Source organism: Kaistella soli (genome assembly GCF_019038595.1).
Classification (GTDB): Bacteria; Bacteroidota; Bacteroidia; order Flavobacteriales; family Weeksellaceae; genus Kaistella; species Kaistella soli.
The window spans coordinates 187997-199814 of sequence record NZ_JAHOPF010000001.1 but is presented as its reverse complement, the minus strand read 5'-3'; the positions used below and the strand labels follow the sequence as shown (position 1 = coordinate 199814).

Genomic DNA, 11818 nt, shown 5'->3' with positions numbered 1-11818 from the left:
TTCAAAAGACTGCAAAATACAATGTTATGAATGGAGCTCATCAAAATATTTATTTATAAAAGTTTCCTGTCCGAGATGATACAGATTTTTAACATTAAAGTTGACCAAAATACCTTTAGGAACTTTTAATAAATTCATATAATTAAGAACCTGAGATTTATGAATATCCAAAATTTGAGTCACTGATTTTATCTCTAAGACAATTAATTCTTCTATTAAAAAATCACATTTAAAATCACAATTCAAATTTTCTTCTTTATAACTAACCGGAATTATAAATTCAGATTTAAACTGAATATTTCTCAACTCAAATTCTTTTTCCAAAGCCTTATGATAAACTATTTCAGCCAAACCTGCCCCCCAAAATTTTATGAACTTCTATACAAGCTCCATTTATTCTGTAGGTAAGATCAGTGATGTATTTTTGGGTTATCATAAAACTTTTTAAATCTTTGGATCACTAAATATTCTCGATATTTCTTTTGTCTCTTTTGCGGTAGAGAAAGAATATCCCTGCACCGCTCAATATTAAGAAAATCCCAAACGCAATCATCGAAATCAACTTTCCGGTTTGAATTACTGCAGGTTCAAAAATCATTTTTACCGTGTGATTTCCTGCCGGAACATGTACTGCACGCAATAAATAATCTGCTTTGATATAAGGAACTTCTTTTTCATCAATCATCATTTTCCAGCCTTTTGGATAGTAAATTTCAGAGAAAACAGCCAGCTGAGGAGTTTTCGACTGGGTTTTAAACACCAGTTCGTTGGCCTGATATTTTGTTAAGTTCAGGAATGCGGTAGAATCTGCCTGCAGCGGTTTTCCCTCGAAATATTTTTGATCGGCTTTAGAAACCACGGCAATTTTCTTCGTGTCCACTTCACCGATTTGCTTAATTTCTTCATTGGGCGAATTCACAAATTTCACTTCAGAAACAAACCAGGCGTTTCCGTTGTTCTGAGGGTTTACCACCGCCTGCGGTTTTTCTGCATCTCCGAAAATCATGTATTTCGTATTCAGCATATTCAGAATCCGCGGCACTTTTACCGTATCCATTTTGCTGAAATATTCATTGATCAGATCATCGTAACGACGAAGTTTCACCGCATGATATCCTCCGACCGAAGACTTGAAATACGAAGTGTTGGTTTCGCTGAAAGTTCCCAAAACCTGATTGTAAATCCTGTAATGTGTTTTGTCTTTTTCGGCAATCGTTTCTAAAGTTCTGTTTACATTCGCATTGGCGAGAAGCGACTGAAGATTGCTGTTATCACCTACTTTCTGCATCAGTAATTCTGAATTTTCCGTCTGGAAAGGATTTTCAGTAAAAGTTTTATCGATAAAATTCTCATTGTTCAGATAGCGTTTATTCACGCTCCATAAATCGAAAAGACTTACCAAACCGATCACTGCAATCACAATATTCTGATTCAGTTTTTTCTTAAGCGCTAAAAACAGTACCGCAGCGGTAATTCCAACATAGATCAATGCCTTTATTGCATCAATACGGAACATCTTAAATCTTTCATCCACCAGAAAATCAAGAAGGAACGGCGGAAGGTATGTTTTTTCATTACTGGTATGAAATCCTAAAATCGGTTTTCCGAAAATCAATAATAAAAAAATAATTCCAAGAACTCCAGCGCTCACATAAGTTAGAATTTTCTTTTTATAATCTTCTGTTAAGATGTTTTCAGAAGTGGTTCCCGTAGTTTCATCAGAATTGAAAAACCGGTAAAGTCCTATCATTGCAATTAAAGGAAACAACAGTTCAACGACAACCAAAATAGAACTTGGCGCTCTGAATTTATTATAAAAAGGAACAAAATCAATAAAAATGTCCGAGAGAATCATGAAGTTACTTCCCCACGCCAAAAGAATGGTGAGCACTGATGCGCCCAAAATCCAGTATCTGTACTTTTTCCACGCGAAGAAAAATCCTAAAACCGCAAGAAAACAAACCACCGCTCCCTGATAAGCAGGCCCGGAAGTTCCCGGCTGTTCTCCCCAATAGGTCAGCGAACCGAAACCTCTGGAAATTCTGTTCATTTCCTCCTGCGAGGAAACATTTTCCTGCACCATTTCCTGCACGCGGTTCATCATTCGGTCAGAACCTTCTTCAGTGCTGGATCCGCCCATTAAACGGGGAATGAAAAGGTTTAACGTCTCCATTTTACCGTAGCTCCACATCAGCATGCTTTCTTTATCCATCCCCGATTTGTCTGAGGAATGAATATTATTATTCAGGATCTGTTTACCGCGGACAGTTTCGGTCACATATTCCGAATTGGCCATGATTCTTTGTGAATTCATCCCTACTCCCAGTACAAAAGCCAAAGCAAGAATTCCGGAGGAAATACCAAAATGTTTCCAGTCGGTTTTGCCCTGTATGGCGCGGATGAGCTCGGAAAGGAATAAAAATCCAAGCGCAATGAAGAGGTAATACGTCATTTGCGGGTGATTGGCCGCAATCTGCAGTCCCATAAAAAGCGCAGTTACAATAAATCCTATGATATATTTTTTACGGATATACACTAAAAGTATTCCTGCCAAAAGCGGCGCAAAATAAGCAACCGTATGGATTTTTCCGTTATGCCCGGCTGCAAGTGCAATATAAAAATACGTTGAAAGCCCGAAGAATGTAGCGCCCAAAAGTGCATATTTCCAGTTTCTTACCGCGACCATTCCAAGGAGAAAAAACCCTGAAAAAAGAAGGAAAATGTAATTTGCCGGCTTAGGTAAAAAATTCAGGAGCGTATCGATGTTTTTAATGATATCGCCTTTGAACTGCGCACCCATCTGATAAGTCGGCATTCCACCGAACATGGAATCGCTCCAGTAGGTTTCTTCGCCGTTCTGGGCTCGGTAATCCAGCAATTCTTTTGCGCCGCCTTTATACTGCACAATGTCGTGCTGAAAGAGCTGCTTTCCTGTCAGAACAGGATTTGCATAAATCAAAGCCAGAATTACAAAAGCAACAATACTTCCGATAATGAAAATGAGTTTTTTATTTTTTGCCATGTTTAGTTTTATCAGTAAAAACCCTTTCAAAATTTTTAGATTCAAAAGGGTTCTGTGTTATTTTTTGGTTTCGTCGTTTTCCTTAATTTCTTCGTAATCCACCGTTTCCGCATCCCAGTTGATTTTGGAATCCAGATTCTTTTTAGATTTTTGCGCAGAAGCGTTTTCCTTATTTTCCGGTCTCGGAAATTTATAAAAAGCCGTAAAAAACATTCTCTTTAAAATATTCCAGAGAAAAAAGATGATGATGGTTGCAAGAATTAATTCTAAAAGATATTTCATTTTTATGGGAAATAATTAATTAGCCATTAGTAATGTGCTTATTTCGCAGGGTTTACAACGACAGTCGAGTTGGAAACACTTTTCATGCTCTGTGTCTGTTTACCGTCGGAAAGGGTTTCTGTCTGTGTGGTTTTCACAGTGATATGCTGGTTTTTAATCCATCCGGTATTCTGGTCAAGGGTGATGGTTCCGTTTTGTGACAGTTCGGAACTCATGCTTCTGGTGATTCCTTCCTGAGTTTTCTTGTCAGATTTATGAGGAATTCCGCCTGCAACCGCAATGGTAGCGACACCGTTTGCAACACTTTTCAGGGTGTAATTCGTGGTCAGTTTTATTTTTCCGTCCGGTGTGGCATTTTCACTTTGTGACCACTTGTCTCCAATTTTAGCTCCTTTTGCGGGAATTAAAGTTAAATTTTTCGAAAACTGATCTTTCAGAATTTTTTCGTTAAAGCTTTCTTTGAAACTGTTTACAAACGCTGCTTTCTGTTTCGCATCTTTAATCACAGTTCCCAGAGAAGCTGAAATTTTAGGATATACTGCATCGAAACCTGTTATTGAAATCACCTTTCCGGATTCATCCATTTTAAGATTCAGTTTGTTTCCTACGAGGGCTTTGTTTACTTTCCACATCATTTTCAGCTGCTCTTCCTTTGGCTCGGCCAGTTTGGTATCCACAACGATGGATTTTCCGTTTGCTGACTGTGAATTTCTTTTCCCCAAAAGGTTGATGGTGATATCGTAAACTCCTTTGTCGAAACCGTTTACCGTGAAAGACATTTCGTCGGTAGTTTCGCTGGTTCCGCTCTGGGTTTTACCGTCCGGAGCTGTCATCGTCTGAACGTCTTTCTGGTAAGTAATCAGCGGGTAAGTTTTCCCTTTTTCGAGTTTGAAAGACTGTTTATAAACCCCTAAAGAATCTTTAATCGCTGCCGCTGAAACTGCAGAATTTTCAGCTTTCGCCGAATCCTGTACAGGAACTTCTACGGTAACGGTTTTTCCCGTTTCGGGATCAACTTTGGTGATGGTTTTAGTTTCTTTTTTGCAGGAAACCAATGCTATTGAAATAAGCGCGATGGCAGTGAATTTTTTCATTAAAATTTTTTGTGATGTTCTGTATCTAATTTAACCCTTAAAAAGTTTACTTTTTTGGTATCAACGACAAATTTAAGGTAATTATTTCAAGGTCATTTCAAACATCAAAAAAAAATTGAACTAAATCTCAAAATCATGCAGCATAATATTTAAATAAGAATCTATTTAAAATAAAAAAACCGGGCAAAAGCCCGGCTCATATTATGTCTATGATTTACTGTTCAGAAATTTCTTTAAGTTTGATCAATCCGCCTCCGTAAGATTTATCCATCTGTCCGTCCATAAAAAACTTCATCAGATTCATCGGATAATCCAGTTCGCAATCCATGTTCCAGGTTACTTTTGTAGTATTTCCTTCGGGTGTAAACAAAATATCTGACGTTGCGTCACTTTCAAACGGTTTTTTGAAAAGCATTTTCGTTCCTACTTTCTGATTGGGAACCAACGCTGTAATTTCGTGACAGCCCTCACCAACCTCTTTATTTCCAACCCAGCAGTATTTATCACCAACCGCGCCTGAAGTTCCTGAATAATCCACCTTTAAATTCGGATCAAGTTTCATCCACGGATTCCACTGGTTGAAGGCTTTCATCGAGCTGGCATTTCCATAAACCTTTTCTACAGGAGCATTGATGACAATCGATTTCTCATAATGATAAGCCTTGCCCACGACCAACATCGCGATAATCAGCACGGCAAGAATAGCAAGAATAATTTTAAAAAAAGTTTTCATAAGTTATTTTTTAGTTATTTAGTAAAACAAATATAAAATTTATTTTTAAGTAAATTTGTCTTTTATAATCAACCGTTTCGGCGTTTCATTTCCGAAACCGGAAACAATAAAACATTTTTATATATGCAAAACCCATTATTGATACCTTTTCAGACTCCATATCATTCCGCACCTTTCATTGAAATTAAAGAAGAACATTTTCTGCCGGCTTTTCAGGAACTGATTAAAGTTTCGGAAAAAGAGATCGATGACATTGTGAAAAATCCTGCTGAGCCATCTTTTGAAAACGTGATTGAAGCACTTGCTTTTTCCGGCGAAAAACTCGATGTAGTTTCTAATATTTTCTTCAATTTAAATTCAGCGGAAACCAATGACGAGATCCAGAAAATCGCTCAGGAAGTTTCACCGCTTTTAACTGAATTCTCTGCAAAGATCTCTCAAAACTCCGCGCTTTTTGAAAAAATAAAAAAAGTCTATGACCAAAAGGGCAAATACAATCTCAACGAAGAACAGCAAATGCTCCTTACCGAAACTTACAAAGGTTTTGTAAGAAGCGGCGCTTTGCTGAACGATGCGGACAAAGAAAAATTTAAAAACATCAGCATTGAGCTCTCTACAAAATCGCTTCAGTTCGGGCAGAACGTGTTGGCGGAAACCAATAATTATTTTAAACACATTGCGGAAGAAAAAGATCTTGCCGGAATTCCCCAGCCTATCCTTCAGCAGTACCGCGAAGAAGCAAAAGAAAGAAATCTTGAAGGTTTTGTGGTCACTTTACAGTATCCAAGCTATCTTCCGCTGATGACTTATGCTGAAAACAGAGCACTCAGAAAAGAACTCGCTTTGGCAAACGGAAAAAAATCATTTAATAATAATGAATTCGACAACCAGAATTTAATTAAAGAAATCATCAGTTTAAAGCAGGAAAAAGCGAAACTTTTAGGTTATAAAAATTACGCTGATTACGTTCTGGAAGAAAGAATGGCCAAATCGCCCGATCAGGTTACTTTGTTTTTAAATGAACTTCTTGAAAAAGCAAAACCTTACGCTGAAAAAGAAATTGAAGAACTCCGAACTCTTGCAAAAGCAGACGGAATTGAGGAAATGGAAAGTTATGATCATGCTTTTTATGCTGAAAAACTACGCAAACAGAAATTCGATATTGATGATGAAGAACTGAAACCTTATTTTCAGCTTGAAAAAGTTCAGGAAGCCGTTTTCGGTTTAGCTGAAAGACTTTTCGGAATGAGTTTTGTCGAAACCAATGAAATTCAAAAATACCACGGCGAAGTAAAAACCTACGAAATTTTTGAAAACGGAACTTTCAAAGCGCTTCTTTACGCTGATTATTTCCCAAGAAAAGGAAAAAGAGCCGGCGCGTGGATGACGAGTTTTAAAAACCAGTACAAGAAAAACGGTGAAAATTCAAGACCGCACATTTCAGTGGTTTGCAACTTTTCTAAACCTACCGCAGATACGCCAAGCTTACTGACTTTTCAGGAAGTGACGACGCTTTTCCATGAATTCGGGCATGCACTGCACGGCGTTTTAGCTGACACTACCTATCCGAACCTTTCTGGAACATCCGTAAAATGGGATTTTGTTGAGCTTCCGTCGCAGTTTTTAGAGAATTTCTGTTACGAACCAGAATTCCTGAAAACTTTCGCTAAACATTATCAAACCGGAGAAATTTTGCCGGACGAAAAAATTCAGAAAATATCAGATTCTAAAAATTTCATGGAAGGTTACCAGACTTTAAGACAGCTTGGTTTCGGAATGCTGGATATCGCTTACCACACCAACGCAGATAAAGTAGGCGACATCAAAACCTTCGAAGTGGAAGAAACTAAAGCTTCAAATCTTTACCCGTCAAATCCCGAAACCGCGATGAGCACAAGTTTTTCACATATTTTCCAGGGCGGTTATTCGGCAGGATATTATTCCTACAAATGGGCAGAAGTTTTAGATGCGGACGCTTTTCAGTATTTTAAAGAAAATGGAATCTTCAACCCGGAAATCGCCGCCAAATATAAAATCCTGCTTTCTTCAGGAGGCACAAAAGATCCGATGGAGCTTTACAAAAATTTCAGAGGAAGCGAACCGAAAGTGGAAAGTCTGCTGAAAAGAGCGTTTGGATAGAGCCTGAACTCAAAGAATATTTCATCTGCGTCACCGCCCAGTTAGATTTTCACAACTGGCAGATGACGCAGATTTTTTTTTATTTTAAGTTCTGGTTTTTGAGCAATTGGTTTCTCGCTTTGGCAAGCATCGGAATAGAAACAATTCCCATTACAATCATAATGACCAACTGCATTGTGTGGGAAATAAATGCGTAAGAAAGCCCGGCTTCACCACCTTCTTCCGGATTCTTGCCCATAGAAAGAAATAAAGCCATGATACCAAGCTTCAGCGCAAAATGAAAAGCCCCAATTCCGCCGGAAGCGGGAACCATCATTCCCAATGTTCCTACAACGATGATGAAAAAGCCGTCAGCAAAGGTAAAAGCAGAGGTTTCCGGAAGTGCAAAACATACCAGATAAGCAGCGAGATAATAGGAAATCCAAATGCCAACTGATAAAAGGATGAATTTTCCCTTTTGTTTCATTTTAAAGATCGACATCAAACCATGGAAAATTCCTTTCGCGAAATTCAGTCCTTTCTGATAGACCGTAAATTTCCGGAGGTTTTTTCTTAACAACAAAAATAAAATGCCGAGAATAATCAATCCTCCCAGGAAAAAATACAGATTATTATTTGGTGCCGTTGGCTGTGTTTTTCCTTTTTCCACTGTGACATACTGATAAAAAGACAGTATTGCGTCGTATTTGAAAATCAAGGTCAAAAGCAGAAACCCGCCCATACATACCAGATCCACCACTCTTTCTAGAATAATCGTTCCGAAGGATTTGTCCACAGGAACTTTTTCCACACCGAAAAGCGCAGTAGAGCGTGCAAGCTCACCACTTCGGGGAATGGTAAGATTCATTAAATATCCGAAAGAGATGGTCCAGAACGCGTTGGCGTTTGAAATTTTATAGCCCATCGGCTCAAGTAAAAGATTCCAGCGGACCGCACGGAACCAATAGGCCAGAATCCCGAAGATTGAGGCAGCAAAAACCCAGAAATAATTCGCTTTGGCGAAATATCCTGCAATTTTTCTAAATTCCATTCCTTTTAAAGCAAACCACATGAAAAGTGCGGCGATCGCTAAAGAAACAGCAACCGTTATGAACGATTTCAGAGGGTTGGGTTTTTTGATTTCTTCCAAAACTGAAGTAGATTTTCTATTGAGAAATTAGGTAAGAAGATTTGTTTTCTCGTCAGGGAAAATAATCTTCGGCTGGAAGGTTTTTGCTTCTTCCGGTGTCATCTGTGCGTAAGCGATAATAATGATAATGTCTCCGCGCTGAACACGCCTTGCAGCAGGTCCGTTAAGACAAATCTCTCCTGATTTGCGTTTGCCTTTGATAGCATAAGTGTCAAATCTTTCACCATTGTTCACATTCACAATAAACACCCTTTCTCCCACCATTATTCCAGAAGCTTCCAAAAGGTCTTCATCAATGGTGATACTTCCTATATAATTAAGGTCAGATTCGGTTACCCGTACTCTGTGAATTTTTGATTTAAAAACTTCAATTAGCATGGCGCAAATTTAATTATTTTAATCAGAACGAACAGAATTTATTAACATTTTATTGATTGCTTTATTTATAAAAAACCTGTGTTAATAATAGTATGAATGGGCAGTATGAACTTTTTTTGCATGATTATACTCAATGAAGGTAAAATATTGATGTCAAATTCAATAATTCACAATTATGATTTTCAAATACTAAAAAGCATTAAACACCGACAGCTAAAGGAGTTGGCATAATTTTAGAAGTCGCAAACGCTGATTAATTGACAACAGTCTGATTTATGAGTTTCTGTTAAATTTAAGATTTTAATCAATTTTTAATTAAATATATCTAAAAAATTTGCGCAATTTGAAAATTGTTTTATATTTGCTTTAACAATAAAACTAACCTAAATAATTAATATTATGAACAAGTCTGAATTAATCGACGCAATCGCAAAAGATGCAAACATCACAAAAGTTGCTGCTAAAGCTGCTCTTGAATCTTTCATTTCTAATGTAACAACTACTTTGAAGCAAAAAGACGGAAAAGTTTCTCTAGTAGGTTTCGGTACTTTCTCAGTAGCTGAAAGAGCTGCAAGACAAGGTATTAACCCTGCAACTAAAAAACCAATTAAAATTGCTGCTAAAAAAGTTGCGAAATTTAAAGCTGGTGCTGATTTAGCTGATTCAGTAATGGGCGGTGCTAAGAAAAAATAATCGTTAGATTATACTAACTTTAAAGCCTCATCAACTGATGAGGCTTTTTTTTGGCTTAAACTTTTGATTTTAATCCGCAATATTTTATTTTCTTCAGGAATTTGCAAAGCTTCCTTTAAGGAGCAAGCCGCGAGATCTTCCAGTCGAAGTTTTCCTGGAGTTCATAGATGATCCTGTCGTGAAGGCGGTTCGGCCTTCCCTGCCAAAATTCAATCTCGTACGGTTTTGCCAGATAGCCGCCCCAGTTTTTCGGACGCGGCACTTCTTTATTTTCAAATTCTTTTTCAAGATCTTTCAGTTTTTCTTCAAGAAAATTACGGTCCGGAATTACCTGACTTTGGGGAGAAACTACTGCTCCCAACTGGCTGCCTTTAGGACGTGAAAAGAAATAACCGTCGCTCAAATTTTCAGCAACTCTTTCTAAGTTGGCCTTAATGATAATCTGCCTTTCCAGATTCGGCCAGAAAAAATGAAGACATGCCTTGTGATTATTTTCAATGGCTTTTCCTTTCCGGCTTTCATAATTGGTATAAAAAACGAAGCCCTCCCAGTTAAAAGATTTAAGCAAAACCATTCTTGTGCGCGGACAGCCGTCATTTTCCAGTGTTGAAACTGCCATCGCGTTCGCTTCAGAAACATCAGGATTTTCTTCCGCTTCGAGAAACCAGTTCCGGAACTGCTCCATCGGATTTTCTTTGATATGATTTTCAAGAAGTTGGGATTTTTCGTAAATTTTTCTTTTGTCGTGAAGGTTTTCCATTAATTTTTTTTATTACATTTGATTACAGGTTTTCTATTTGGCCTCACCTATCAGATGAATTATTCTTACAAAGGTAAAATTTTAATTTCCACTCCGGATATTTCCGGCGATATCTTTTCGCGTTCTGTGGTACTTATTGTGGATCATAACGAAGAAGGCGCTTTCGGACTGATTCTGAATAAAAAGAACACCAATATGAGCGCCAGACTGCTTACCATTTTTGGCTTCCCGGTGGATGTTTACGAAGGAGGACCGGTGGAAAATGATAAAATATTTTTCATCAACAAAGGAAAAAAGATCACGGAAAATTTTTCCGAAATCAATGACGAATATTACCTTACCGAAGATATTGAAAGTGTAGTTACCGGAATCATCAGCGAACAGATCTCCGTGGAGGAAATCAAAGTATTTTCAGGTTATTCCGGCTGGGCCGCGCAACAGCTGGAAAGCGAAATCCGCAAAAAAATATGGACGGTTGTGGACGTGTATAATTTGGATTATACGTTGCCTAACGACCATCATTTATGGAAAAACATCATGCAGAATCTGGGCGGCGAATTTCTTCTCTGGGCCAACGCGCCGGAAGATATTTCGATGAACTGATCATTGAAACTTTAACAAAACTTTAATCATTCGCTCAATAATTAAAGATACGATCCTCCGTTACTATCATAACATCCAAAACTAAAACCCGGTGAATGACATTCTTTAAAAGTTGTTTCCCGGGTTTGTCAATTTCAGACGAAGTTGCTTTTCCATTTTTCAACCATGTCTGTAAACCTGGTTTTCCCGAACGATTTATTCCGAATTTTTGTCACGGCGAAAATTCCCTTTTCATCTGAAATTACCAGAATTTCTTCTGCTTTCTGAGATTCGAAAGCGATCATTTCAGTTTCCTGAACATCGGCCAGTTTATTTTTATGGACAAAAGTGACGAAATTCTCCATCAAAGGCGAAATATAGGCGCCTTCCGCCTGTTTCGGAATTTTAATCACATCACCTTCCAAAAACAGCAGGTTCCCGGAGATACTTCTCGCAATTCTCTTATTGGGATTCAGTAAAATAACATCATCAAGATCATTTTCCTTCGCGTAAATCCCAGCATAAATATTTTCCGGACAATGAACACGGATATTACTCAGAAGATTGGTATTGACGTTGATTTCTTTAATCAAATCCATTTCAAAATCACCCTGAATTCCTAAAACATCATCAATGCTTTTCACCTCAAAATAAAAGGAAACTTCGGCCTTCTCCAACTGTTCTTCCCCGGAATTCCGGTACATTAAAAGTTGGATAATTCCGTCCGAAACACCTTGATTAATTACGTTTTCAGTAAAAAGATTCTGAAAAAATTCCAGCGTAAAAGTCAGCGGAATATTCATCCTCATTTTTCGCATCGAAGCCATCAGAAAAAAATAGGATTCTTCGGCAATAATAAGCTGAGAACTGCGGACAAAAAAAGAAACCTTCACCGCATCACCATAAAGAAATGCGCGGTTCTGGGCCTGGAAATTTTCGGAAGTAAATATTTGCTGTTCCAAAATAAGCTGAGTTTAGGTTAAAAAAATAATGAACGAAAAATCGT

12 protein-coding genes are annotated in these 11818 nt (G+C 37.9%); 3 read left to right on the top strand and 9 right to left on the bottom strand.

Translation table 11 applies throughout. The features are described from left to right. Nucleotides 1-24 precede the first annotated feature (24 nt). The 5 genes from KSK37_RS00935 to KSK37_RS00915 form a co-directional block, all read right to left on the bottom strand. Nucleotides 25-351, bottom strand: a complete 327-nt coding sequence (locus KSK37_RS00935) for a GxxExxY protein (RefSeq protein ID WP_246566136.1) — start codon at nt 349-351, stop codon at nt 25-27. Nucleotides 352-460: 109 nt separating this feature from the next. Beyond that, nucleotides 461-3022, bottom strand: coding sequence for a YfhO family protein (locus tag KSK37_RS00930; protein WP_217198904.1), 2562 nt, complete (start codon nt 3020-3022; stop codon nt 461-463). 57 nt (nt 3023-3079) lie between these two features. Continuing rightward, entirely contained in the window at nt 3080-3304 is a 225-nt protein-coding gene (locus KSK37_RS00925) for a hypothetical protein (RefSeq protein WP_217198902.1), read from the bottom strand. Between the two features lie 38 nt (nt 3305-3342). Then, entirely contained in the window at nt 3343-4398 is a 1056-nt protein-coding gene (locus KSK37_RS00920) for a DUF6263 family protein (RefSeq protein ID WP_217198900.1), read from the bottom strand. A gap of 214 nt (nt 4399-4612) precedes the next feature. Further along, nucleotides 4613-5131: an SRPBCC family protein gene (locus KSK37_RS00915; protein ID WP_246566130.1), complete on the bottom strand. Its 519-nt coding sequence runs from the start codon at nt 5129-5131 to the stop codon at nt 4613-4615. 123 nt (nt 5132-5254) lie between these two features. On the opposite strand from KSK37_RS00915, the gene KSK37_RS00910 reads away from it, so the two are divergent. Next, nucleotides 5255-7270, top strand: a complete 2016-nt coding sequence (locus tag KSK37_RS00910) for a M3 family metallopeptidase (protein WP_217198898.1) — start codon at nt 5255-5257, stop codon at nt 7268-7270. A 79-nt stretch (nt 7271-7349) separates the two neighbouring features. Here KSK37_RS00910 and KSK37_RS00905 read toward each other — a convergent pair whose 3' ends face one another. Next, nucleotides 7350-8399 (bottom strand): lysylphosphatidylglycerol synthase transmembrane domain-containing protein, encoded by a 1050-nt coding sequence (locus tag KSK37_RS00905; RefSeq protein ID WP_217198897.1) that lies wholly within the window; start codon nt 8397-8399, stop codon nt 7350-7352. 27 nt (nt 8400-8426) lie between these two features. Then, nucleotides 8427-8777: an aspartate 1-decarboxylase gene (gene panD / locus KSK37_RS00900; RefSeq protein ID WP_088358378.1), complete on the bottom strand. Its 351-nt coding sequence runs from the start codon at nt 8775-8777 to the stop codon at nt 8427-8429. Between the two features lie 399 nt (nt 8778-9176). On the opposite strand from panD, the gene KSK37_RS00895 reads away from it, so the two are divergent. Beyond that, entirely contained in the window at nt 9177-9470 is a 294-nt protein-coding gene (locus KSK37_RS00895) for an HU family DNA-binding protein (RefSeq protein WP_088358379.1), read from the top strand. A gap of 115 nt (nt 9471-9585) precedes the next feature. Here KSK37_RS00895 and pdxH read toward each other — a convergent pair whose 3' ends face one another. After that, nucleotides 9586-10230: a pyridoxamine 5'-phosphate oxidase gene (gene pdxH / locus KSK37_RS00890; RefSeq protein ID WP_088358380.1), complete on the bottom strand. Its 645-nt coding sequence runs from the start codon at nt 10228-10230 to the stop codon at nt 9586-9588. A 54-nt stretch (nt 10231-10284) separates the two neighbouring features. On the opposite strand from pdxH, the gene KSK37_RS00885 reads away from it, so the two are divergent. Further along, nucleotides 10285-10833 carry a YqgE/AlgH family protein gene (locus tag KSK37_RS00885; RefSeq protein WP_088358381.1) on the top strand — a complete coding sequence of 183 codons (549 nt, stop codon included), beginning with the start codon at nt 10285-10287 and terminating at the stop codon, nt 10831-10833. A gap of 134 nt (nt 10834-10967) precedes the next feature. Here the strand turns inward: KSK37_RS00885 and KSK37_RS00880 are convergent, their stop codons facing one another. Further along, a complete protein-coding gene (locus tag KSK37_RS00880; RefSeq protein ID WP_217198896.1) occupies nt 10968-11774 on the bottom strand; it encodes an aminotransferase class IV in 807 nt (268 codons plus the stop codon). Between the last annotated feature and the right edge of the window lie 44 nt (nt 11775-11818).

Excerpts from the sequence above, each read along its gene's own strand:
- KSK37_RS00930 (WP_217198904.1), bottom strand. The coding sequence starts at position 3,022 with ATGGCAAAAAATAAAAAACTCATTTTCATTATCGGAAGTATTGTTGCT.
- KSK37_RS00925 (WP_217198902.1), bottom strand. The coding sequence starts at position 3,304 with ATGAAATATCTTTTAGAATTAATTCTTGCAACCATCATCATCTTTTTT.
- KSK37_RS00920 (WP_217198900.1), bottom strand. The coding sequence starts at position 4,398 with ATGAAAAAATTCACTGCCATCGCGCTTATTTCAATAGCATTGGTTTCC.
- KSK37_RS00915 (WP_246566130.1), bottom strand. The coding sequence starts at position 5,131 with ATGAAAACTTTTTTTAAAATTATTCTTGCTATTCTTGCCGTGCTGATT.
- KSK37_RS00910 (WP_217198898.1), top strand. The coding sequence starts at position 5,255 with ATGCAAAACCCATTATTGATACCTTTTCAGACTCCATATCATTCCGCA.
- panD (WP_088358378.1), bottom strand. The coding sequence starts at position 8,777 with ATGCTAATTGAAGTTTTTAAATCAAAAATTCACAGAGTACGGGTAACC.
- KSK37_RS00895 (WP_088358379.1), top strand. The coding sequence starts at position 9,177 with ATGAACAAGTCTGAATTAATCGACGCAATCGCAAAAGATGCAAACATC.
- pdxH (WP_088358380.1), bottom strand. The coding sequence starts at position 10,230 with ATGGAAAACCTTCACGACAAAAGAAAAATTTACGAAAAATCCCAACTT.
- KSK37_RS00885 (WP_088358381.1), top strand. The coding sequence starts at position 10,285 with ATGAATTATTCTTACAAAGGTAAAATTTTAATTTCCACTCCGGATATT.